The organism is Trichococcus collinsii (assembly GCF_900107505.1).
Classification (GTDB): Bacteria; Bacillota; Bacilli; order Lactobacillales; family Aerococcaceae; genus Trichococcus; species Trichococcus collinsii.
The window spans coordinates 829,333-850,526 of sequence record NZ_FNQH01000001.1; the positions used below are offsets into that span (position 1 = coordinate 829,333).

40 protein-coding genes are annotated in these 21,194 nt (G+C 43.6%); 6 read left to right on the forward strand and 34 right to left on the reverse strand.

Going from position 1 to position 21,194, the window contains the following annotated elements:
- Positions 1-93: 93 nt before the first annotated feature.
- The 28 genes from BLV66_RS04100 to BLV66_RS04205 all read right to left on the reverse strand — a co-directional run bounded on the left by BLV66_RS04100 (position 94) and on the right by BLV66_RS04205 (position 10,265).
- The gene (locus BLV66_RS04100) at positions 94-411 is read right to left on the reverse strand and encodes an HNH endonuclease (protein WP_086986868.1); all 318 of its coding nucleotides are present in this window, start codon (positions 409-411) and stop codon (positions 94-96) included.
- Between the two features lie 383 nt (positions 412-794).
- Positions 795-1,145: a hypothetical protein gene (locus BLV66_RS04105; RefSeq protein ID WP_086986869.1), complete on the reverse strand. Its 351-nt coding sequence runs from the start codon at positions 1,143-1,145 to the stop codon at positions 795-797.
- Between the two features lie 66 nt (positions 1,146-1,211).
- Entirely contained in the window at positions 1,212-1,397 is a 186-nt protein-coding gene (locus BLV66_RS04110) for a hypothetical protein (RefSeq protein ID WP_143033093.1), read from the reverse strand.
- Positions 1,398-1,415: 18 nt separating this feature from the next.
- Positions 1,416-1,724: a MazG-like family protein gene (locus BLV66_RS04115; RefSeq protein WP_086986871.1), complete on the reverse strand. Its 309-nt coding sequence runs from the start codon at positions 1,722-1,724 to the stop codon at positions 1,416-1,418.
- Positions 1,721-1,966 (reverse strand): hypothetical protein, encoded by a 246-nt coding sequence (locus BLV66_RS04120; RefSeq protein ID WP_086986872.1) that lies wholly within the window; start codon positions 1,964-1,966, stop codon positions 1,721-1,723. Before BLV66_RS04120 ends, BLV66_RS04115 begins: the two co-directional genes overlap by 4 nt.
- 12 nt (positions 1,967-1,978) lie before the next feature.
- Positions 1,979-2,167: a hypothetical protein gene (locus tag BLV66_RS04125; protein WP_086986873.1), complete on the reverse strand. Its 189-nt coding sequence runs from the start codon at positions 2,165-2,167 to the stop codon at positions 1,979-1,981.
- Between the two features lie 107 nt (positions 2,168-2,274).
- The gene (locus BLV66_RS04130) at positions 2,275-2,610 is read right to left on the reverse strand and encodes a hypothetical protein (protein ID WP_086986874.1); all 336 of its coding nucleotides are present in this window, start codon (positions 2,608-2,610) and stop codon (positions 2,275-2,277) included.
- Positions 2,611-2,621: 11 nt separating this feature from the next.
- Positions 2,622-3,374 (reverse strand): hypothetical protein, encoded by a 753-nt coding sequence (locus tag BLV66_RS04135; protein ID WP_176974122.1) that lies wholly within the window; start codon positions 3,372-3,374, stop codon positions 2,622-2,624.
- Positions 3,375-3,391: 17 nt separating this feature from the next.
- Positions 3,392-3,568, reverse strand: coding sequence for a hypothetical protein (locus BLV66_RS15540; RefSeq protein ID WP_176974123.1), 177 nt, complete (start codon positions 3,566-3,568; stop codon positions 3,392-3,394).
- Between the two features lie 246 nt (positions 3,569-3,814).
- A complete protein-coding gene (gene ssb, locus BLV66_RS04140) occupies positions 3,815-4,339 on the reverse strand; it encodes a single-stranded DNA-binding protein (RefSeq protein WP_086986875.1) in 525 nt (174 codons plus the stop codon).
- Positions 4,336-4,548 carry a hypothetical protein gene (locus tag BLV66_RS04145; RefSeq protein WP_086986876.1) on the reverse strand — a complete coding sequence of 71 codons (213 nt, stop codon included), beginning with the start codon at positions 4,546-4,548 and terminating at the stop codon, positions 4,336-4,338. Before BLV66_RS04145 ends, ssb begins: the two co-directional genes overlap by 4 nt.
- The gene (locus BLV66_RS15545) at positions 4,545-4,712 is read right to left on the reverse strand and encodes a hypothetical protein (protein WP_176974124.1); all 168 of its coding nucleotides are present in this window, start codon (positions 4,710-4,712) and stop codon (positions 4,545-4,547) included. Before BLV66_RS15545 ends, BLV66_RS04145 begins: the two co-directional genes overlap by 4 nt.
- Complete coding sequence (locus BLV66_RS04150) at positions 4,696-5,034, reverse strand: hypothetical protein (RefSeq protein WP_086986877.1); 339 nt, start codon at positions 5,032-5,034, stop codon at positions 4,696-4,698. The genes BLV66_RS15545 and BLV66_RS04150 overlap by 17 nt, the downstream gene beginning before the upstream one ends.
- Positions 5,024-5,194, reverse strand: coding sequence for a hypothetical protein (locus tag BLV66_RS15550; protein WP_176974125.1), 171 nt, complete (start codon positions 5,192-5,194; stop codon positions 5,024-5,026). The genes BLV66_RS04150 and BLV66_RS15550 overlap by 11 nt, the downstream gene beginning before the upstream one ends.
- A gap of 20 nt (positions 5,195-5,214) precedes the next feature.
- Entirely contained in the window at positions 5,215-5,409 is a 195-nt protein-coding gene (locus tag BLV66_RS04155) for a hypothetical protein (RefSeq protein ID WP_086986878.1), read from the reverse strand.
- A gap of 102 nt (positions 5,410-5,511) precedes the next feature.
- Positions 5,512-5,706 carry a hypothetical protein gene (locus BLV66_RS04160; protein WP_086986879.1) on the reverse strand — a complete coding sequence of 65 codons (195 nt, stop codon included), beginning with the start codon at positions 5,704-5,706 and terminating at the stop codon, positions 5,512-5,514.
- Positions 5,703-6,506, reverse strand: a complete 804-nt coding sequence (locus BLV66_RS04165) for a hypothetical protein (RefSeq protein ID WP_086986880.1) — start codon at positions 6,504-6,506, stop codon at positions 5,703-5,705. The genes BLV66_RS04160 and BLV66_RS04165 overlap by 4 nt, the downstream gene beginning before the upstream one ends.
- Positions 6,472-6,645 (reverse strand): hypothetical protein, encoded by a 174-nt coding sequence (locus tag BLV66_RS15555; protein ID WP_176974126.1) that lies wholly within the window; start codon positions 6,643-6,645, stop codon positions 6,472-6,474. Before BLV66_RS15555 ends, BLV66_RS04165 begins: the two co-directional genes overlap by 35 nt.
- Positions 6,638-6,805, reverse strand: coding sequence for a hypothetical protein (locus BLV66_RS15560; protein WP_176974127.1), 168 nt, complete (start codon positions 6,803-6,805; stop codon positions 6,638-6,640). The genes BLV66_RS15555 and BLV66_RS15560 overlap by 8 nt, the downstream gene beginning before the upstream one ends.
- A gap of 5 nt (positions 6,806-6,810) precedes the next feature.
- Positions 6,811-7,602, reverse strand: coding sequence for a putative HNHc nuclease (locus BLV66_RS04170; protein ID WP_086986881.1), 792 nt, complete (start codon positions 7,600-7,602; stop codon positions 6,811-6,813).
- Positions 7,599-8,507, reverse strand: a complete 909-nt coding sequence (locus BLV66_RS04175) for a phage replisome organizer N-terminal domain-containing protein (protein WP_086986882.1) — start codon at positions 8,505-8,507, stop codon at positions 7,599-7,601. Before BLV66_RS04175 ends, BLV66_RS04170 begins: the two co-directional genes overlap by 4 nt.
- Before the next feature lie 69 nt (positions 8,508-8,576).
- Positions 8,577-8,834 (reverse strand): hypothetical protein, encoded by a 258-nt coding sequence (locus tag BLV66_RS04180; protein WP_086986883.1) that lies wholly within the window; start codon positions 8,832-8,834, stop codon positions 8,577-8,579.
- Positions 8,834-9,106, reverse strand: a complete 273-nt coding sequence (locus BLV66_RS04185; RefSeq protein ID WP_086986884.1) for a hypothetical protein — start codon at positions 9,104-9,106, stop codon at positions 8,834-8,836. The genes BLV66_RS04180 and BLV66_RS04185 overlap by 1 nt, the downstream gene beginning before the upstream one ends.
- Entirely contained in the window at positions 9,087-9,338 is a 252-nt protein-coding gene (locus BLV66_RS04190) for a hypothetical protein (protein ID WP_086986885.1), read from the reverse strand. Before BLV66_RS04190 ends, BLV66_RS04185 begins: the two co-directional genes overlap by 20 nt.
- The gene (locus BLV66_RS04195; protein ID WP_086986886.1) at positions 9,325-9,597 is read right to left on the reverse strand and encodes a hypothetical protein; all 273 of its coding nucleotides are present in this window, start codon (positions 9,595-9,597) and stop codon (positions 9,325-9,327) included. The genes BLV66_RS04190 and BLV66_RS04195 overlap by 14 nt, the downstream gene beginning before the upstream one ends.
- A gap of 13 nt (positions 9,598-9,610) precedes the next feature.
- On the reverse strand, positions 9,611-9,736 hold the full coding sequence (locus BLV66_RS15740) for a hypothetical protein (protein ID WP_256327592.1): 126 nt from the start codon (positions 9,734-9,736) through the stop codon (positions 9,611-9,613).
- Between the two features lie 38 nt (positions 9,737-9,774).
- The gene (locus BLV66_RS04200) at positions 9,775-10,068 is read right to left on the reverse strand and encodes a helix-turn-helix domain-containing protein (protein ID WP_086986887.1); all 294 of its coding nucleotides are present in this window, start codon (positions 10,066-10,068) and stop codon (positions 9,775-9,777) included.
- A gap of 5 nt (positions 10,069-10,073) precedes the next feature.
- Entirely contained in the window at positions 10,074-10,265 is a 192-nt protein-coding gene (locus BLV66_RS04205; RefSeq protein WP_086986888.1) for a helix-turn-helix domain-containing protein, read from the reverse strand.
- A gap of 166 nt (positions 10,266-10,431) precedes the next feature.
- Between BLV66_RS04205 and BLV66_RS04210 the strand changes: the two genes are divergently transcribed.
- Complete coding sequence (locus BLV66_RS04210; RefSeq protein WP_086986889.1) at positions 10,432-10,782, forward strand: hypothetical protein; 351 nt, start codon at positions 10,432-10,434, stop codon at positions 10,780-10,782.
- A gap of 42 nt (positions 10,783-10,824) precedes the next feature.
- Here BLV66_RS04210 and BLV66_RS04215 read toward each other — a convergent pair whose 3' ends face one another.
- A complete protein-coding gene (locus BLV66_RS04215; RefSeq protein WP_086986890.1) occupies positions 10,825-11,595 on the reverse strand; it encodes a Rha family transcriptional regulator in 771 nt (256 codons plus the stop codon).
- A gap of 61 nt (positions 11,596-11,656) precedes the next feature.
- On the opposite strand from BLV66_RS04215, the gene BLV66_RS04220 reads away from it, so the two are divergent.
- Entirely contained in the window at positions 11,657-12,121 is a 465-nt protein-coding gene (locus BLV66_RS04220) for a DUF2321 domain-containing protein (protein ID WP_086986891.1), read from the forward strand.
- A 166-nt stretch (positions 12,122-12,287) separates the two neighbouring features.
- Here the strand turns inward: BLV66_RS04220 and BLV66_RS04225 are convergent, their stop codons facing one another.
- Entirely contained in the window at positions 12,288-12,515 is a 228-nt protein-coding gene (locus BLV66_RS04225; RefSeq protein ID WP_086986892.1) for a helix-turn-helix transcriptional regulator, read from the reverse strand.
- A gap of 143 nt (positions 12,516-12,658) precedes the next feature.
- On the opposite strand from BLV66_RS04225, the gene BLV66_RS04230 reads away from it, so the two are divergent.
- The 3 genes from BLV66_RS04230 to BLV66_RS04240 all read left to right on the forward strand — a co-directional run bounded on the left by BLV66_RS04230 (position 12,659) and on the right by BLV66_RS04240 (position 14,748).
- A complete protein-coding gene (locus BLV66_RS04230) occupies positions 12,659-13,294 on the forward strand; it encodes a LexA family protein (protein WP_086986893.1) in 636 nt (211 codons plus the stop codon).
- 38 nt (positions 13,295-13,332) lie between these two features.
- Entirely contained in the window at positions 13,333-14,001 is a 669-nt protein-coding gene (locus BLV66_RS04235) for a hypothetical protein (protein WP_086986894.1), read from the forward strand.
- A gap of 72 nt (positions 14,002-14,073) precedes the next feature.
- On the forward strand, positions 14,074-14,748 hold the full coding sequence (locus tag BLV66_RS04240; RefSeq protein ID WP_086986895.1) for a hypothetical protein: 675 nt from the start codon (positions 14,074-14,076) through the stop codon (positions 14,746-14,748).
- On the opposite strand, the gene BLV66_RS04245 is transcribed toward BLV66_RS04240, so the two are convergent.
- The gene (locus tag BLV66_RS04245) at positions 14,726-15,535 is read right to left on the reverse strand and encodes a hypothetical protein (RefSeq protein WP_086986896.1); all 810 of its coding nucleotides are present in this window, start codon (positions 15,533-15,535) and stop codon (positions 14,726-14,728) included. The genes BLV66_RS04240 and BLV66_RS04245 overlap by 23 nt on opposite strands.
- Positions 15,536-15,712: 177 nt before the next feature.
- On the opposite strand from BLV66_RS04245, the gene BLV66_RS04250 reads away from it, so the two are divergent.
- Positions 15,713-16,873: a tyrosine-type recombinase/integrase gene (locus BLV66_RS04250; RefSeq protein WP_176974128.1), complete on the forward strand. Its 1,161-nt coding sequence runs from the start codon at positions 15,713-15,715 to the stop codon at positions 16,871-16,873.
- Positions 16,874-17,047: 174 nt separating this feature from the next.
- Here the strand turns inward: BLV66_RS04250 and pepV are convergent, their stop codons facing one another.
- The 3 genes from pepV to BLV66_RS04265 all read right to left on the reverse strand — a co-directional run bounded on the left by pepV (position 17,048) and on the right by BLV66_RS04265 (position 21,015).
- On the reverse strand, positions 17,048-18,451 hold the full coding sequence (gene pepV, locus BLV66_RS04255; RefSeq protein WP_086986898.1) for a dipeptidase PepV: 1,404 nt from the start codon (positions 18,449-18,451) through the stop codon (positions 17,048-17,050).
- Positions 18,452-18,552: 101 nt separating this feature from the next.
- Positions 18,553-19,296: a pseudouridine synthase gene (locus BLV66_RS04260; RefSeq protein WP_086986899.1), complete on the reverse strand. Its 744-nt coding sequence runs from the start codon at positions 19,294-19,296 to the stop codon at positions 18,553-18,555.
- Between the two features lie 60 nt (positions 19,297-19,356).
- On the reverse strand, positions 19,357-21,015 hold the full coding sequence (locus BLV66_RS04265; RefSeq protein WP_176974129.1) for a putative polysaccharide biosynthesis protein: 1,659 nt from the start codon (positions 21,013-21,015) through the stop codon (positions 19,357-19,359).
- Between the last annotated feature and the right edge of the window lie 179 nt (positions 21,016-21,194).

Here is a 21,194-nt window from a genome sequence, read left to right on the forward strand (position 1 = left end):
AAGTTGACCCTATGCACCGTTTTTCCATATTTGCTAAAACCCTGATTTTTTCCGACCGGGGGGTGTTACTGATCAGAAATATTCCCGTGAATTTCACCAACATTCATCGTGAGCCCATTTATTTGGCTTTTTTTGGAAGAAACGCCCTTCCTTCTTGTTGTGGCACCTGATGCATAGTGTTTCCAGATTCGAATGGACCAACGCAAGCTCCGGATATTCTTCCAGACTTTTGATATGGTCAACGTCAAGCGTCTTCTGTTTGTCTGGCTTCATCTCCGAAACAAATACTCTGCCTTGTCTTTTACACTCTTGGCACTCATAGTTGTCACGCTTAAGAATGTAAGCCCTCGTCTCTCGCCAGGCTTTGGATGCATAGAATACTTTGCGCTTGGCTAAAGTCCTGTAGTCCATACGTGATTGCCATCAACTCCTTTGCTGTTACTATCTTTCCGATAGCTTGGAAGATGTTGGATCACCATTCCTTTCTTCTGCAAGCAGAGCTCTCATGATATCGCCCCTTGTCTATGACTATGTATTCATGCGATCGATACCAGCTGCATATCTCGCACGTTTCATCATCACAATTTGTTCCCGTGCGCGTGATCTAATACCCTGCGTTCGAGTAGTTATCAGCACACCTGTTACACAAATACCGGTTGTCATCCACTTTCACGCCAACACCAACCTTTCGACAATAGAAAAAGAGCATCCGCGTGCGGCTGCTCTTCAGTGATCTTCACAATATATAATAATATAACTTATTCAATATGCATAAACCTACATGATAAGTTATATCAGTTTATACTTTCTATCAATTTGATTGTGTTGACAACACTGGCATGCTTGTTGACGATATGTTGATAGCTGTACCCTAATTCGTTGGCAATTTCTTTTAATGTTTTACCATCAATGTACTTCATTTTCAGGATGATGTTATCCAATCCTCTGAAATGGCCAACCATTATAATTAGTGCTTCTTCTGCCAGTTCTTTTTCTCCAAGGAAGCACTTAAGTCTTTCGATTTCTGATTCAAGATGTGATGCCCTGGAATCTCTTGTGATTCTTACGTTTGACAGGTCCCCTCCGATTAGCCACCTGTCTAGCTCAGTCTCGGACTTTTCAATCTTCCACCTGAGCGTTTCCATCTCCTCTTTTAAATCCTGGTATTCTTTGAGCCACTGATATTTAATAGTGCATCGCCGCCCTTTCGCCTACATTTTGACCTGCTTCTCGAATTCCGCTCTAGACATTTGACCGATATAAACAAGGCTCATAGCGTCTATTTCCCACGGCTCTGCATCTCTATCCATCCCAAACCATCGGAAGTTGATGGAATAGATAGGTTTAGCCGGATGCTTCCCACTCAACGTTTCAAACCAGTACAGCACTTCATCCATACGCAGCACCATCTTTTCTTAGTTTATTAAGTCGGCTTCCTTAACGAAAATTCCATTGATCATTTCACCTTTGCGGTCTTTGATTTCTGCATAAGCTCCTGCTATGCACTCTCCAACGCTTAGCCCTAACTGTAGCGATAGGATCGTGAGGACAACATACATGTCCCCTATGGAGTCTTTTACTTGCTCTGGCTTGTCTTTTGCCAATCCCTGGCATAGTTCCCCGTACTCCTCACCTAGCTTAAGCATCTGCTTTGCTGGGTCAGCTGCATCCAACCCTCTTTCTCTTGCCCATTCTTCGATTAATGCCGTTAGCGCTGTAATCATTTGCTATTCTCCTTTTCTCTAACACTATTTAATTTTTCATTGATTTCTTGCTCTTCATCCCATTTTGCTTCCAGGCCCATATAGCCTGACCGCTTGTAGAGTTTCCCGTCTTCCAACTTGTACTGCTTTCCGATAGGTCTATCAGTGCATCCACAAATGATGATCTTTGTCGGACGATCCTCTATGTAAAAAAGGTCATAACCTTCACTTTTCAAATGTTCGATTGCTTCCTCTTGCGTCATACTTTAGCCCCCTTAGTGTCCTGCATTAACCAATTCGATATGATCCGTTGCTATGTCCAGTTGAAACTTCGCATCATGCAGCTCTTGTTTGAGTCCTATGGCTGCATCCTGGTATTCCGCTTGCTGCAGGTTATTCACGCCCATCAGCAATGCGATTAATACGGCAAACAGAATCATGATGACTGATTTCTCGTATTTCATTACAGACCCCGCCTTTCTTTCCCCGTCTGCGACTATTAGAACCTTTTCGACTAAATTATCCATCCTGACATTAAAAGTCGTCAGAATGGAAATATAGCCGTTATTTTTTAAACGATGTCCCCTCTTAATTCTTTCAGCATCCAGATCAATTCATTCAATACCAGGCGCCGCTTCTGAGGTGTGGCTCTATCTGTTAGTTCGATTGTTTTCGCTTTGATCATGCCGTCCAGACCCGCCCGGAGACTCAGTCCGCTTGCTACTGCTCTCATAAGGGCTTGCTTTTCCGTCAGGTTAATATCCAGAAGGTTCTTCGTTTTCAGGTGATTGTATAGCGCCCGATCTTCCGGATAGGAATTTTTCTTAATGGCTCTCATTGCGCTTTGCGTGCTGTCATCGGTGATTTCCATATTAATCTTCATGATGGATTCGCGGCTCTCTCTCATAGGCAGCCACCTTACGCCAAAATCGTGATGTTTTTGACGGCTTCATCACCCTGCTCAACGATCAGGTTATTATGCAAGTACTCAGCTATAGCTGTTTTGGCAGCCGCTCTCCAGATACCGCCATCCGCTTCAAACAATGCGCATCCAGGAGCATCGTTGATTCGGAAGACAAATTTACTTTCCGGTTGGTCCACTTCTTGGAACGTTCTGTACGGCTTCAACGTTACCGGGTTCGGCGCTTTCGCGAGTTGCAGTGTAGACACGCCTGTTTTTATAGTCGTTACCTGAGATATGCCGTTATCGGCTATCTCGGCCCCTTTATCAATCTTGATGGCAGATGCGTAATTAAGCACTACCTCGGAATCCCCATTCGGAATAAAATTCGATTGCATCATGATATTGAATGATTCCACATCCATGAAGTGCTTGTATCTTATTTCAGGCGTGATGGCTTTCGCCACCGCCAGCACCCGGCGTTTACTTTGGTCGTCCAGCTCCGTTTTGACTTCGACGGTATCGTGATCCGTTACGTGAATGAGCAGGTTTTTGTACGTCCCAATTTCATCCAACTGCTTCATGATGTATCCTACCAGACTTGTGAGCGAGGAGAGCTTCAAGGATTCCGGATAGCGGCGCGGATCCAACTCTCGCATATCATGCGCTTTTGCGTCGTACCATTCCTTGCCTTCGTATCCCATTACAATCTTTTCTTGGCCATCCTTCAGTTCGACTGCATAGCTTAATGCTTCTTTTAAGTTTTCCATTTATCTTCACCTATCCCTTATTTGATTTTTCTTGCATTGAAATCGATTACTGCGCCGCCTTCTATTTCATCGACAGGAACGCCAATATCCGTCTTGAGCGTGCTGTCGTTTGCGTCAAAGAACATTTGCCCTGGTGCTCTTGATTTGAGTTCCGCCGCCTGGATGTAACCTGCATCATTTCGGCCGGCCATCATAAGCGTTGATACGCTCTCGGACGGTTGAATCTTGCTCTTGACGGTTACGTTCGTTTCGATTACCTGCCGCGTCGAGTCTGAGGAAAATTCGATATCGATGATTAATTTACGTGTTGGCTTAAATGACGTGTTAACGTCCAGGATGTTGGCAACGATCTTCCGGACTTACTGGTCAATCTTTTCTTGTACTGCTCCATCAGCAAGCTCGCTGATATTAAAATCTATGTTATTCATGCTTTATCCCTCCTAGAATGGTAGATCGTCATCATTGATGTTTATGGATTCACCATGACTGCTGAACGGATCCGGTGTGTTGTTGAATTCGTCAAACGAATTGTATTTATAATTCCCTGTTTTGGATGCATCCACAGATTCATTGCTTTGCTGTTGATTCTGTTGCGGCGGTGCCTGGTTCTGGTAGGTATTCTCCCGCGGCCGCTGCTCAGTGACTTGTTTTGATTCAAGGAGCGTGAAGTTTTCGACGACTACCTCTGTGATGTAGACCCTCACGCCTTGTTGATTATCGTAATTGCGTGTTTGTATTCTTCCGGTTATGCCAACTAATGAGCCTTTTCTGGTGAAATTCGCCATGTTTTCGGCTGATTTTCTCCAAATAACGCAATTTATGAAATCCGACTTTTTCTCACCGCTTTGATCAGTAAAGTTCCGGTTCACCGCCAGTATGAAAGTTCCGACCGCTGTTCCTGATCCGGTGTATTTTAGATCGATGTCCTTAGTCAGACGGCCGACAAGTACGACGTTATTAATCATCCTATTTCCTCCAATTCTGCCCAGAAGCACTTCCCTGAGCTTAACGGGATCTTCTTGTATAACTTCCCTTTATCCAACTTAAACAGGTAAATGGCCCCCAGGAACTCCGCGTAAAGTGTGTACGCCTTGCGGAACAACTTTCTTCTTTCCACTTTTGCTACTGAGTAGCCCAAACCTTCAACGAATACGATTGCTTCACCCAATTTCATTTATCTATCTCCTCTGTATAGTGGATTTGAATTTTTTTCCTAAGCGTTAAAGCATTCCTCTGCATTTGATCTTCTGAAAATTGGAATGTTGTTTTAAATTTTGCGCCGTCTGGATCTATGTACTCGTATAACCAGTAATATTTCAACTCAACGTGTTCCATCATCCGCTTTACCCCATTTCGCCAGTAGCTTTTCAATGTCAGTTGCTGATTTGTTATTCCAACTTATTTCCGGAATGTCGGTGTTTTTGATAATCTCAGCTGGCATGGATTCGATGTCGTTGAAATCTTTTTCCCGATATCCCCAGCATCCATCGTCCATATATTTCTTTGGCTTCATGGAGAAAATGACTAACCAGGCATCCGAATGATTGGCGTTCTCTTCGTCCCGCACTACATAGCGGAATCCTTTTTCATACTTAAACTTCAGCCATGCCATAACCTCATCGCGGCTTTTTTCTCTGAAGAACTCACTTTCACCGATCATCGTTCGCCTCTAATTCTGCAACTCGATGCCGTATTTCCGAGAACAACGCGCCTAGCTTAAACATTGCATCGTTTTCTGATAGCGTGTCCCATTGGTTTAAACACTTTTGAAGGAACTCCTTTTCTGTTTCATCGCCATGAAAGTAAACAAATCCATTCATTTCGCACTCCCCCTTCTTATTTATTGGCGTTTCCAGTTTAAGCTGCGTAGGAATGAGTAAAATTCTTCATCCTCATCCGTTTCGCAAGGCCCATCGTATAGGTCACCAGATTCCGGCTCTTCCAGTTTGTACGGACGCAATCTTGTTGCATCCATTATTTCTATTTCTTCCGGAGTCATAGGACGCCATTTGTAACCTGTATAGATTTGTTTCAAGGCTTATACCTCCTCTTTTTGTCGATATAGTGCTGCAGCTCTCCGATCAGAAGTCCAGCTGTACCGATTGCAGCGATGATGATTAATTCAGCGGTACTCATGTCAAAATATCCATGTTTTCGTAGCAGTATATTCAAACGGTATGCCGATGATGACCTTCACTTCGTTTTTGAAGAATATAATTGCCCGGTTTCTTTCAACTACAATTTCTTCGATGTTTTCGCCTGCGACTTCCCTACCAACTTCATATGTTTCTTTTTTTCCGTTCGGATAATGTACCGTTATTTCTTTTATCATCTGCATCCAGCCTCCTCTTTTTGCTCATCCTTGAAAGGCACGCCGTTTTTGAATGTGTAACCCATCCTTTCGGCCTTCCCCCTCACGCCCGCCTCGCTACGGTCCAGAATGAACGCTATTTCGATAAAGCTGTGGCCCTTCTGCATCATCGTTTCAAGTGTATCTATTTCTCCTGCAGTGTATTTGTTGTGGTTCGGCAGGTAGCTAGGCCGTAATTTGATACCTTCCATGCCAAGCCGCCTTTTGATTGCTCCGTGTGTCCGCTGCAGGATCCTGCTCATCTTCGGATAGGTCATATCCGGCTCTTTGGCCAGACTGATCAGCTTATTGATGTCCCCGGGAGTCCACGGCGTATTATGCGGCTTCGGCACCAGACGCTTCTTGTTAAAATCAGCTATCCTTTTTTCGTTAGCCCAATCAGGCTCAACTCCGAGCGCGTATTTATCGAACCTGGAGAAATCGATCATCTGTCGGTTCTTGTCGGCCCATTCCCAGAAATCCGCATATCCTATGTACAAGACGCGCCGCTCTTTCGCTAGCCGTTTCTTTTTTGCCGGGAAATTATATTTATCAATCCAGTTTGATATTAGGTGATAATCGACCCCGAGCTCCTTCGATAGCCGGCTGATTGTGATGCCGTCCATGTGAGTCAGCGGATCTCCCAGATTCAATAGCCGGGCCTTGTTTACGATTCCGCTATATGTTCTGTCTAGGTTGGATGCGATTCTTTGCGTCGCCATCTTTCCCCAACTTTCTTCTAGGTATTCAAGCTCCCCTTCTGTCCATTTCTTTCCTCTCATGCATCTCACCGCCTTTGCAGGTCTCGAAGCTAACGACCTTTATGTCTTCTTGTTTTGCATATTTCAGTGCCTCAGTCGTGCTGTCGAATATGCCGACAACCTTGTTTCTTATGGAGTCAGTCATGATTACTTTAGCCATTTGCTGCCACCGCCCCTTTATAAAGAGACATGTATTTCCAAGCGAGATTAGCAAGTTCCTCCGAATCCTCAACGGTAGTTGCGAATGGAACTTCTGATTCGTACCTATCCCAGAAATCATTGATTGCTGCTTTGGCTTTTTTCAACTCATCTACGTCCATAACAATTACCCCCTGTATTCCAGTTTCTTGTATTGTTCTTCGTTCATCAGCACTCCCACAACATGATGCCGCCTCATAAATGTTTCTTGCCCGCCGTTGTGCAGCTCTCCATGATGCTTCCGGCACAGGGCCATCATGTTATGTTTTGAGTGGTCCACCTTCCTGCGGTTCCGGCCGAATCCGATTGCATCCACATGATGGACCTCTCCATCTTTCCCGCAGATGACACACTTCCGGATCCACAAGCATTTGATCAGATACGGTTTCATGTCGTCCAGGTAATGCGACGGTGCCTCAGCCAGTCCGATATCATTATCTAAGCAAAAGTCCACTATGTAGCTGATGAACTGACTTGCCAGGGACACAGAACAATTTTTGGCCAACTCCGATGTGCTAAAATATGGCAGCCCTTTGGCGTGGATGAATTCCAGTTTCCGATGTTCCCGCACCTGGTCTATGTTATCTCCTGTGTAGCGTGCAATATCCCGGCACAATGCGTTAATGAACTTCCTTTGCGGCGCGGTGATTACCCGGTTGTCGAATAGTCTGAATTCGCCGAACAGATCGCCATTCGCATCCACCAATTTGTCAAAAAGATATTCTGGTATGGATGCATCCATGCGTATGATCATTTCTGTTTGGCCATAGGCGTTTACCCTTCTGGCCAGAACTTCGGCAAGTCGGTTTACGCTGCCATCATCATTGGTTTGAGTCAGTTTGGATGCATCTTCGGCCATTTCCTTTTCGACTTTGACCAGGATCTTGTCGATGTGCTTTTTCCGTTTACGTTTATTCATCCAACATTCTTCCCGGAGGATTTCAGTTTGGAGATGCGTTCAGCGATTGTTTCGGCCACTTCCGGCGCTACAGGCGTTTCAGTTTCATTACGCGGTTCGTCCACCCAATCAGGCATGACCTCTTTCTTTGGCTGCCTGCCGTGCTGCATTTGTTTCTGATGGCCGACAGATTCGGCTTCCGCATCAGCTATTGTCTTGATGCCTTTTGACGCCCAGGTCTTCATCATCGTTTGGGCATATTTATAAGGAGCGCCGCTGAAGGCCGCTTTCTTTAGAGCCATGATGACAAGCTCCTCGTTCAAATCGTTTATCCAAAACTCCAAATCCTGCATGATGATTGGTGTTGGCATTCCGAAATTTTGTTGAAATAGCAGATGGACGTCGCCGCCGCTTGGTTTTTCTTTCTCTGTCTCTATCTCTATCTTTAACTCTCTCTCTATCTCTATCTCTATCTCTGGTGGATTTTTGTCGGACATTTGTCCACCCTTTTGTCCAGTCTCTTGTCCATCAGAAAGTAGGATAGTTTTCTCTTTTTCGATGCGCGTGCGGTACTCCCGTTTGCGGTCCGCCTCGGTACTAGAACGTCCGATGAATGTCTGGATGTCGCTCATGAACATGACGCCATTCTCAAGCACTTCAATCAGGCCCAGATCATCAAACAATTTCACCGCCCTCTCAACGTCTCCGATACTGTGACGCGTTACCTTCGAAAGCATTTCCGCATTATATGGGATTCGCTCCGTAAGCATCAGTTTGCCTTCGTTCTTTAGGCTCCGGAGGTACAGCTTCAGAAGGATGTTCGAATACTTGTACCCGTCCGGCAGACCTTCCAGCACGATCATGGCGTCGCTATCGAAGAAGTCCGCTTTTAATTTGAGATAGTAATATTTCTTGTTATCGCTCACTTTGCTCACCTGCTGTCTGTGATATAATTGGTGTGTAATTTGTTTTAGTTACAGGCTGATGTTCGCGCATCAGCTTTTTTTGTACCATGATTTAAACCTGCGGTGATACTCGGCTTCCGCATCAGCAAGCTTGATTTTTACTTTCGTATCCAGCAGCGGATAGTGGTCCATTTCCAGGAACGTTCCATCCACCAGATTAACTTGCAGGACAGGAACCGATCTCCCGTCGATTATTTCCCATATACGGGCCAAGTTCGGATCCGATCTACTTTGTTTATTCGAAAGGCCGCGCCGGGCAGATATTTCTGATAATAGATACAGGCTCATCAGACCACCCTTTCCGGAATTTTTAAGTTACCAGTGATTAGTCGCATTTCAAGAACGGTTGCATCCAGATACTGATCATTTATTTCCTTAAGATCCGATTGCTTTTTATTAAGACGACCAGCTGTCAACAGGATCTGCTTCTGCGACCGATACACGTATACCCGGTAACTATCCGTGGCATCGTGCTCAACGATGATCATGGCAAGCAGATTATCCCTAACGAATGCTTTGGCCAGTTTATTTGGGTACCGCTCACTTAGATATGTTTTCATCTTGCTCACTCCTTCCACCTACGTTAGGATCTCCCCAAAACTTCTCGATGCCTCCGATTATTACTCCTTTGGCCTGTTCATCCGTAAGCCCAAGCTTCAAACATTCAGCCCTCAGGTTATTTGCGATCAAAACTGAAACGTATGAGAGTTCTTCAATATTTCCGCTCATGCTTATCCGGTGGTTACCTGTTCCGTAATCAAGTTCGCATTTCACAAAGCTAAATTTCCTCATTCTTTTCACCACCTTTCAGCATCAATGATGCTTGCACTGTTAAATCGATATCGTAACAGCGCTTAACGAAGCCAATGTACGGATAAACAAATTCTGATCTGTCATGTACTTCAGTTCGATCTGACTTCAAACCGTCAAAACAGTCCAGATAGTCATCAACCTTTTCAAGCGAATCTGTTGTGAGCAAAATATTAACGTTTGCGCCCATCCTCATTGCATCCAGGACAGCCTTTTCTTTTTCGTTTACTGTCTCTCTCATGGTTTTATCCCCCTTAAAACATCAGCCCTAATTCAATCCCACCAGCTATGCCGAAGAATAGTAATGCGATACTAACTACAATTGTCGTTCCGATAAAACTCACCAACCTATCCTCAAATTCATCAGTGAATATCTTCATGTGTATTCCTCCTGTGATGCGCCCTGCCCGGCCGTTTCTCAGTTATATTTGGTGTTTTTTTGAATCCATTTCTCCACTGCCTTCTTCGGATAAAGCCGCTCCCCGCCTCGTTCGCAGTATGGGAATCCAGGTTGATATAAGTAATACTTGTCCGCCGTATCAACGGAACAGTTCAGAATTCGCTTGGATACTTCTTTGCGGTTTAGTAGCTCTTCATCGAACAAGCTTTCTTCAACGCTTTCCTTCACGATCGGAAGGGTCACGTCTTGGATTTTTGCAGCCATCCACTGGAAGAATTCCTCTGTGGTTTGGCCATCGAAGTGTATTTCCATGTTGATCACTCCTTTCTGAATACGTCTAAGCTGACTTCCAGCGCATCAGCTATCTTGCACACCAGTTCGAAGCTGGGCTTCTTAATTCGGCCGTGCTTCAAGTCCGATACGGTGCCGGAATGAACCTTCATGCGTTTAGCCAGCTGCTCCTGGTTCAAATTCTTCTCATTCAATATTCTTTCGATGATATCCCACATGCTCGCACCTCCCTAAGTACTATATGTTGTGTCTGATTGTGTTGCATCCCCCATACATATCGTGTATATTATTTATAGGAATCTTTATCGCTTCAAACTAATGCATATTATCTTTAACCTTTTTGAATTCACTTTCTTGTAAAAAAAACGAAAATGAGGTAATTACATGGATTTAAGTACATTTCTCCCAACGTTGGTAACGGCTAGCATCCCTGCAGTCATTGCTTATTTAACAGCTTCCAAACAAGCTAGTTCTAAATTGAAAGAATTAGATAAAAATACAAAATTAGAGCTTGCCAAAATTGAAATTACACATAAATCTGAGTTAGAAAAAATGCAATTAGAATATGAGTTAAAACTAAAAGAACAAGAGAATAATTCTCAAAATGAATTTGCACTTGGTATCTTGTCTGGAAAATTTGATATAAGCGGGATTTCTGAGAGTCTAGATGAATTATCCAAGGTTAGTCAGAAAGCTAACAAATTGAAAACCTCAAATTTTGTAAAGAATAAATAGTGATGCTACACAATTTCTAATTTCTTGTATCTTCCATCTTTTTCACCCATCTAATTCCAAATCCATTAGCGCTATAATCCCGCGTCTTTCAAGCAACTCATGAATGAACAGCCTTCCTTTTTGCGTCCACTTCGTCTGCATCTGCGTATCGGGTTCTCCGTTGCTTCGAATGATATTAATCGTGTTCGACTTGGTGTAACCGTTGTTCATGTGATGTATGTACAGGATCCATTGATTGCCAACCTTACGCTGTACTCGCTCCTCGTGCAGGACTTTGTTTAGCTCCCTGGCTGACAAGCCATAGTCTGCAGCAATCTGCGTCACCGTAAGCAAGCCCTTCGATTGGAGAATTTTGTCCAGATATCCGATTTTCGGTTCATACTCTGCAATGAGTTGCGCCTGCACTTCAGCTGTTTCAATCAGCTTCTGCTTTTCTTTCTGCTCCTCAATCCATGCCTGGGCTCTCGCAATCGGATCTTCAATCATATATGAGTTTTTCGGCTGTGCTGTTTCCATTTCATTGAATTTCTTGACGTATCTCGCAGTGAACAGCACGCCCTTCTTGCCAGTGAGCTTATTGGCCACCATCTCGCACCCTTGTTTCGTGATTAGGTAGCAAGGACGCGGCTGATTATTCAAATCATGATAAGTGGATTCTATGAAGAAATCGCCCGACGCAATTTTGCTTTCGGCTAAATAACTGATGTATGTACGAATATCTCTAAGTAATTCTGTATGTCTTTTTTCAACCATTGTTGCGACTTCCTTTGAATCAATCGCTGCAGCTTTATTTAATAGTTGTAAATCATTCATTTTGGTCCCTTCTTTCTTTTTTTTGATCCCTTTGAGATAATGGCTCAAAGGAGGTGAAAAAATGGCAAATTATTATACTGGGTTTATTTGTAATAATGGGCATGTGCGTTCTTCTTATGGTGAATGCAGCGAAACATTTTGCCCGGAGTGCGGATCTGAAGTGCTCCATCAATGTCCAAGCTGCAACACCTTAATTCGTGGAATTAAGAATGATGATTTTTCGTCTTTTTACAAGTACAAACGCCCAAATTATTGTTTTAAATGCTCCAAACCTTTACCTTGGACAGAGAAGATTCTGGAAAATTCAGTTGAGTTATTATCTTTAGATACACAACTTGACAGCGAAACAAAGGCTCTTATTAAAAACGCACTTCCAGATTTATTAGTTGAAACACCAACAACAAATGTCGCAATCGCAAAATACCAGACGTATATGAGTGGGGCTTCTAAAATTGTGAAAGACGGAATGAGAAATTTACTTGTTGATGTACTCAGCGAAACGGTTAAAAAGTCTCTTTTTGGTTAGGCCTTCCGCACCATTGGCAATAATTGTCCGACGTTTCGATGACACCACCACAGAAGTTGCACCTTTTGTGGTGGTGCTTTTTGGTTATTAACAAATAAAGTTTGATCAGATGTTTCCTTAGTTCTTTTAGCAATCTATCTTCCTCCTATGCTGATCTTCGTTCATGCTATTGCTCCTCTCTTTTGTCACCATTTTGGTGCTTCTTAGGAAAAAAAATAGAGTCTATACTTTTATCTAAAAGCTTCGACAGTGCGAACATCTCGTCTTGAGTAAATTCGCTTTTCCCTTTTTCCTTATTACGATAGGACAATGTTGATATTCCAAGGTATTTTGCTATTTCTTCTTGGGTCATCCTCAATTTGTCCTTTCTCATCGCGTATAGCCTCGATTGCATTTATCTCACCTCCATGACCAAATATTAGCACCATTTCGGTTACATGTAAATAGTTTTTTATCTAAAAAGACAAAAATGTTTCCAAAACGGTGATTAAATGATATTCTTAAATCATCAAAAATTAATTTTATGGAGGTGAGCAAATGGAACTGAATAAGTTTATCGGTGGACGGATTAAACATTTTCGAGAATCTAGAAATATGACTCAAGATGAATTGGCCGAGATGTTAAGAACTACGCGGCAATCTATAAGTAGATACGAAAATGGCGAACGAAAAGCGAATCAGGATTTATTATTCGAACTTGCATCCATATTCAAAGTTTCGTTAGATGATTTTTTTCCAGCAAGAAACTTGTATGAACAAACAAACATAACTAAAGTCACTCCGGAGAATATGGTCGCAATACCAGTTATCGGTACAATCGCATGCGGTGATCCAATATTGGCCGACGAAAATATCATAGGGTATCGGTATCATTTGAAGGACAGGCTACCAAAAGGACAGACGTTCTACTTAACAGCCAAAGGAGATAGCATGGAGCCAAAGATTCCGGATGGATCAGATGTATTGATAAGAATGCAAGATGATGTCGAGGACGGAGAAATAGCTGCCGTTTTGGTTAATGGAGATTGCGAAGCCACGCTTAAACGCGTTAAAAAACAAGGTAACATCGTTATGTTGATAGCTGAGAATAGCGCATATGCGCCGTATATCATAACAAAGGAAAATCCTGCAAAAATTCTTGGAAAAGCTGTTGGTGTGAGTTTTGATTTATGATGGTCAAACACACATAAATATACTTTGGAGGTCATTGAATGAGTAAATTGAGGAAATTAGCATTATTAGGGATTGCTTCTTTGGGATTGGCTGCTTGCGGATCAGAGAATGTTGCAGAGGATAATCAAGAACAAGCATCTTCTTCAACTTCCGTCGCTTCGGAAAGTTCCGCTGTCGCCGAAAGTACAAGCGAAATCGACCCGATGTTAGTTACCAACGGGCCAATGATGAAGGTTGGGCAATATGTGAATGACCCTGCCTATGGAAAGCTTTCTTTGGCTAAGATTACAATTCCAGAAATAAGGTCAGAGGTGTCCAGCGGAATATTTTTAACAATCCACTCAGTAAAACTTATTAATTTCGAAAATATACCTGATAGCAGCGCCTATGATGCAAGTACCTACATAGGAATTAGCGGCAAACAAGGATATGACCTTCAGGTTGTTTATACGGTGGAAAATGAGACAGACAGTAAAATTGGCCATACGCCTTTAAGCAAACTAGTTTTATCTGACGGTGAACAAATAACGAGGGGAATTTTCGTGGATGAAACGATGTCATTAGAGCCTCATAGCAAAGCATCTAATCAAATCGCTCATGTAGCAATACCAAGCCAAGATATTACTTCTGTCTCACTGTATCTGGAACCAACCTACGAATCACCGTATGTGAACATCGATGCAATACCGGTTGACGTGGCTTTTTAAAACAAAAAAAACCCCACTCCCCTACTTTGGACGTCAATGGAGTGAGAGAGGTCAATTAATTGGAGGAAAAGAATGAAGTCACTAACCGTAAGAACCTGTGTAAATTTCTCAATTACCGAAAATTTACCATTAATCAAAGCCGGACAGCCTGTTGGTAATATAGCCCCAACAGGTAGAAGTTTTGATTTGGGTGGACGAATTTATAATGTTTACACATGTAATTACTATGTAACCATTAATGATACTATAATGATTGAAGATAGAATTGAGGGAGGATTTACGACAGTAGAACATTATAAAAAATCCACTTCCTTTGAAGCATACTATTCTGCAAACGACCAATTGCTTTTTGTAGAAGCACCAACAGCAATCGCAAAAACATTTTTGAGCTTACTACAAAGTCAATACCGAGAAAAGGTAAACACAATAGTCTATGATTTTGACTTTGGGAAAATTGGTGAATATAAAAATAATGCAAAAGCTATTTTCTTTGCAGTTAATGATGATTCAATTGACAACAAAGTATTTTGGGGAAATGGTGTAGATCAAGATACCGAGGCCATAGCAGCGATAGACAATTCTCAAGCAACATATCTTTTGGTTGAAATGGATATAATTCAAAGAGCGCGAACAATTGGTTTTTCTAAAAAAGGTGCAGTTGTAATATACAATGTACCAAATGATTTAAATTTAGAAAACCCTTATTTACAATTAGCCTATAATGCTATACAGTTGGTTTCAATTTAAATTCTATTGAAGATAGAGCTATATAATCTTTAAGAATTTTAGCCAACGTGTCTTTTCCCTCAGTATGAATTTCCAACTTTTTATTGTAAATGTGGATTTGGGCATCCTCCTCTTGAAATTTCAGCTCAAATTTAATGCTTTCAGGCTTTCCTAAGTGTTTAATAGTAAGTCTGTAAAAGGGGTTAAATTTTGAAAAAATAATTTCTACAGAATATAAAGGGTTCGTACGTTTTGTATTTGGATTTGGGTAAAAAACGAATTTTTTAGAGAAAATTTCAATAAAAGAAAGAAAATTCACATGTTCTTTCTTTGAGTCGTTATAAGAACTTGTCGAACTATATTTTAATCTCAGTTGTTTATAATCAGTCCGTATATCCAAAAATAAGTCAATATTTCTTTCATAGCCTAAGTAATCAAACCCGAAAGAAGCGTTATTTTCGTGAATAACAAGTTTTGTTATCTTAGAACCTTTGAATGAGTTTTTCAAATCACTAGTAAATTCTTTAACCATGACTCTAAAGTCAAAATCTGTATTAGTTAAAAATTTACATGATCCTGTCCAAGAAACTGTCTCACCCTGAAACCATGCAAGAATTTTATGCCAGAGAATAAAAGCAACATCCCAATTATTATAAATAAATTGAACGTATGAAGTTACTATACCAAAAATTGGTACTGCTAAAGTTAGCCATAGTGGAAATTTCTCTGTATCAGTAAATATTAGGGAAATTGCTATAATCATACCCACAGTAGCAGTTATTAGACTAGCTACTTTTATCTTTGTCATAAGAAATACCCCCTTCTAAAAAACACCACTCTCCCCGACCAAGACGAAAGTGGTGTTTATCGAAAAAGCGCCTTGATTCAAGGTCTTTTTGTGTACAGTCATTTTAACACATGAAAGGAGTTGGTGCCAGATTTCCTTATGCAGCGCCCTGCCCGGCAAGCGGAAGGAGAAACTACAATGACAAAAAGAATAAAGACAAATTACCCGAACATATACAAGTACGAAACGAAAAAAGGAATACGATATCAGGTGCGGCGCTCGTATGTGATCAATGGCGTTCCTGGTGAATTCGATAAATCCGGATTCAAAACGATAATGGCCGCCCGTGCAAAGTTACGAGAGATCGAAGAATTCATTGAGAAAGAAGAATTCGGAATGCTCAGCAATCCCAATATCACACTGGACGAATACTATCAGAAATATAAAGAAAAGCGGGTCGCCCGAAAAGAATGGACGGCCGACTCTCTTTCCAGCCTCGACAACCACTTCCGGAATCATCTGTCGAACCGCTTTGGCCAGACACCCCTGAAAAAAATCGATCGGCACAGCTATGAACTCTATCTGAATGAGATGCTGCACGATGAAGAGCTTGCTGAAGAATCCGTCAAGACCTATCACCATCTGATGTGCGCGATTCTGAATGATGCCGTGCGTTGTGGCATCCTGGAGCGCAACCGGCTCTCTTACGTAAAGATTCGCAAGGAAGGCGCCAAGCCGAAAACGAAGAACATCGATATCGCGAACTACAATCTGTTTATGGATAAAGCGAAAGAAATTCTGACGAAACAGAATTATGCGATGCTCTACCTCACGACTTTTGGCCTAAGACGCGGTGAAATCATGGGACTGACACAAAAGAACGTGGTTTTCCGGCCAGATGGGACGTTCATCAGGGTTTTACTAACCCGCACGTTAAAACGCCCTGACGGGAAAGGAACGAAGACTCCGAGCAGTGAACGCATGATCGCTTTGAACGAGGAAGCGGCCGCTCTTCTGGAATACTGCATCCAGGAAGCACGAGATATCAAGGCGGACTTCGGACAGATCCTGAATCAAGATGATTTTATCTTCTTGAATCCGCAACGAGGCGTCCCCTTCTGCGTTACCCACTTGAACCGCATTATGTCATGCGTCTCTGAAGAAAGCGGCGTGAAGGCAAGCCCACATATGATGCGGCATACCTTTACCACACAAGCGTCCCTAGCAGGCGTGAACGGAAGAGCATTGGCGGATTACCTTGGACACAAAAAAACCTCCATGACGGATCATTATACTCACGCCACAGAGGAAGGTAGCCAAAAGGTCATTCAGATCGCAAGTACCCGGATGCATGGCTAGATAACAACAAAAAAGCACTCGGGATTTTTTCCGAAATGGCTCAAAAAATCCCGGATAAATCCCGAGTGCGCATATTTCCGACTCGTTTCAAACAAATTTCAAAAAATGGAAAACGCTGATTTAAAAGCTTTTCAGCACATTTTTAAATATAACTAAAACGATGAAAGGTCAACATTATTTCAAGAGCTCGTACATGGCATCCGCGTAGATGGCGGTAGCGCGGAAAAGATCATCCAGAGCGATAAATTCGTTCGCCTGATGCATCGTATCGATGCTGTCGGGGAACATCGCACCATAGGCAACGCCGCGTTCCAACAGACGTCCGTAGGTTCCGCCGCCGATGGATTGTTCATGCCCTTTCAAGCCTGTATGTTTCTCGTAGACAGCCAACAACGTTTTTACCAACGGATCGTCAGCCGGCACGTAATGCGGCAATTTTCCGTGTCCACCTTTTGCGATCGTCACGCCATAAGCAGCCAAGGCAGCTTCCAACTTAATTTCGATGCCTTCTTCGGAAACGCCTTGCGGGTAACGGAAGTTAAGTGCCACTTCGCCGCCGGTTGTCGGTGTGAAGGTGAAAATGCCGGCATTCATGGTCAATTCCCCCATGACCGAATCCGTGTAAGCCAAGTTCAATTTCTTTGCATCATGCTGCAGATGGATGCGGTCCGCGATCAATTCAAGGAATGTAGCCGCTTGTCCGCCAAAGTTGAATTTGTTCAGGAAAGTGGCAAGATACGTGCCCGCGTTCACGCCGGCAGCCGGATTCATGCCATGAGCAGCTTTACCGATCAATTCGATTGTTACTTGTTCGCCATCTACAGAAATCGTTCCTTTGACTGGATTATTTTCAAGGAAAGCAGCGAATGCCTGCTCAACCCTGTCAGCCTCAGGGCTGCTGAATACGGCAGTAGCATCCTGAGGGACCATGTTTTCGCGCAGTCCGGCGTCAAAACTCAACAACGTATTCTTACCGCCTTTGTTGTCACCCCTGAATTGGACCATGAAAGTCTGCATGCCTTTTTCACCATTGATGATCGGGAATTCAGCATCAGGAGAAAAACCAAAATCCGGAATCCGTTCATTTTCAAGATAGTGGTCCATGCATTTCCAACCGCTCTCTTCATCCGTACCGATGATGACGCGGACCTTTTTGGCAATAGGCAATTTCAGGTCGCGGATGATCTTCAACGCATAGTAGGCAGCCATTGTAGGCCCCTTGTCATCGCTGGATCCGCGGGCGTAGATGCGATCATCGATGATGACAGGAACGAAAGGATCCGTATCCCAGCCGGTTCCGGTAGGCACAACATCGACGTGGCCGAATACGCCCATCAATTCTTCGCCTTCGCCGAATTCGATATGTCCGGCCAGATTGCCGACATTTTTCGTGGTGAAACCGTCGCGTTCGCCGATAGCCAAGAAGGCCTCAAGAGCTTCTTTTGGGCCTGGTCCGACTGGGGCATCTGGGGTTATTTTCGAATCGTCCCGCACACTGTCGATCCGCAATAATGTGAATAAATCCTCAAGCAGTTCCGTTTTTCTGACTTCCACTTCTTTTTTCCAATTGATTTCCATACGCACACATCCTAACTTAAAATATCATGCTATCATCATATCATTTTTGGCAAAATAACCAAATAAAAGCTTGGTATTTAGGCCCAACAATCCGCAATTTCTTAGCCTTTTTTAATCGACTCCGGCAGATGTTCCCGCAATGCTGCAAGTTCCTCGTCACGCAGCGGACGGTAGTCCCCTTTTGCCAATTGCTCGTCCAAATGCAAGGGCCCCATTGTCAATCGTTTCAGGAAGGTAACCTCTTTTCCGCAGGCCAGCACCATCCGTTTCACTTGATGGAACTTCCCTTCTTTGATTGTGATCTCAACCTCTGAGCAATCCTTTTCTTCATCATAGCGCAAGAGCTCCAGTTTTGCCGGCAGGCAACGGTAGCCATCTTCCAGTATGAGCCCATCAGAAAAGGCTTTTTGGTCTTCTTCCGTCATCCGACCGGCAACTTTCGCGAAGTAGACCTTGTCCACATGCCGTTTAGGCGACAGCAGGAAATGCGCCAACTGGCCGTCGTTCGTCAGCAGCAACAGTCCTTCCGTATCTTTATCCAGTCGACCGACTGGAAAGAGTTCTTGCTGATGGAGTTCGAAAGCCAACAGGTCGATGACCGTCTTTTGGTGATTATCCTCCGTCGCACTGAGGACGCCCTGTGGTTTGTTCATCATCAGGTAAATATATTCCTGATAGCTGACAGGATCGCCCCCGACCAGAATAGCGTCCTTTTCGCTGTCCACTTTGGCTTCGGCTTTTGTTTCAACTTTTCCGTTCACCGTCACCAGTTTCTTTTTCAATAACACTTTGACTTCTTTTCTGGATCCGAATCCGGAATTCGACAGCAGTTTGTCCAAACGCATATTTTTCTCCCTTATAAACCAAAAAGCACCCACTAAGGCTGCTTTTCGGTTTTGTTTATTTTATTTGATGCGCATTTTTCTGCGCAGGCCGTTCGCTTTGGCGCCCAAAATGTCATCAGCGATGCGCAATTTCAGGGTGAGGAACAAGTAGACGAAGCCTCCAACTGCCGCTACTATGGCGACAACCACAAGTGCCATCAACTTGCGATCAATCGGAATGACCAACATGCTGGCTTTCAAGGCAATGAACGCGCAGGCCGTCATGACCAAGGCGACTGCCAAAATTTTCCCAGTTTTTCTCAACGTGTCAACCAGCCCGAAATGGGTCAGGTGATAGATTTTCCATCCGCTCAAGAGCACCGTGACGATGAATCCAATCGTCGTCGCAACCAGGGCGCCTGCCGTATCGAACAAAGCCAACATCGGATACTGCATGACCACTTTAACCGCCAATCCAACCAACAGATAGGCGATCATTGTCTTATGTCGGCTCAAAGACTGCAAAATCGATCCGAGAACCGTGAACAGCCCTAAAACGATGCTCATCAAAGCCGATACCGCCAATAGCGTAGGACCTACCGGATGGAGCGGATAGAACACGTTGTAGATTGGTTCCGAAACAATCATCATCCCCAATGATGCCGGAAGCATGATAAAAGCGAACAGTTGGATTATCTCCCTCACCTGGCTCTGCAGCACACGGAAGTTTCCTTTCGTGAACTCGGCGGCAATCAGAGGCACCGCGGCTGTGGCCATCCCGACCGCCAATGAAACGATGATCATGATCAGTTTGTCGGCATTGAAACTGAACAGTCCAAAAAGATCTTCGATTTCCTTACCTGTGTAACTCGTCAAGTTCTCCATCATTGGTTTGAATGTCACCTGATCGATCAGCTTGGCGAAAGTTATGCCTGAGCCAATCAGGATGAACGGGATCGATTCCTGCAGCATGCTCTTGATGGCCGCAGTCGTCTGGATGTTGCTGGAAGGTTCACTGTTGGCGATCAATGGCTGATATTCGGCCATTTTCCTTTTGTAATAAAAAAGCAAGATGATGGTTGCAACGATCGCTCCCACCAACGCAGCGAAAGTGGAATGCGCAACAGCTGTGGCGATGCTGCCATCCATAAGTTGCATCACAATGTAAGTGGCGCCCAGAATGTAGATTACCCTGCCGACCTGTTCGAACACTTGCGAAATCGCTGAAGGCACCATATCCTGATAGCCTTGGAAAAAACCGCGCATCAAGCTCATGCCTGGTACCAACAATAAAGCTGGTGCCAACGCCCGGATTACCAATGCTCCGTCTTCAGGTGAAGCGGCCGGGCTGTTCTCAGCAATCATCGGTGCCAACCCGTACATCAATGCGGCACTGACGGCTCCCGTCAAAATCATGAAGAACATGCTCTTCTTGAAGATGTCGATCCCGGTGCGGTATTGATTTTTTGCATTGTATTGAGCTACCTGCTTGGACATCGCTGCAGGGAAGCCTGCTATCCCGATCGAAAGGAACAGCTGATAAGGTGTGTAGCCTATCGAATAAAGGGCATTAGCCGTATTGGCCGCATCCGTCGAGCCCATCAAGGCATTCCATGGGATAATGTAGAGAGCGCCGATCAAGCGGGAAAAAATACTCCCGAAAGTCATCCAAAAAGTACCCTGCACCATCTTATTGTTGGTTGTTTCATTTTCTTCGTTGATTTTTCTATCTGTTGACATTTGCAACCTGCTTTCTTCCCGATGAATGAAAGATAATAATACCATCACTCAAGTATTTTACCAAAAATCCGTTTTTTTTCAATCTATAGCAGTCTTATTTTGCAAAATCCTAATAATTTCAGAATAATCCCTGACATCTCCAGGCTAATCGCCTATTACTTTGCGTACGTTTTCATACC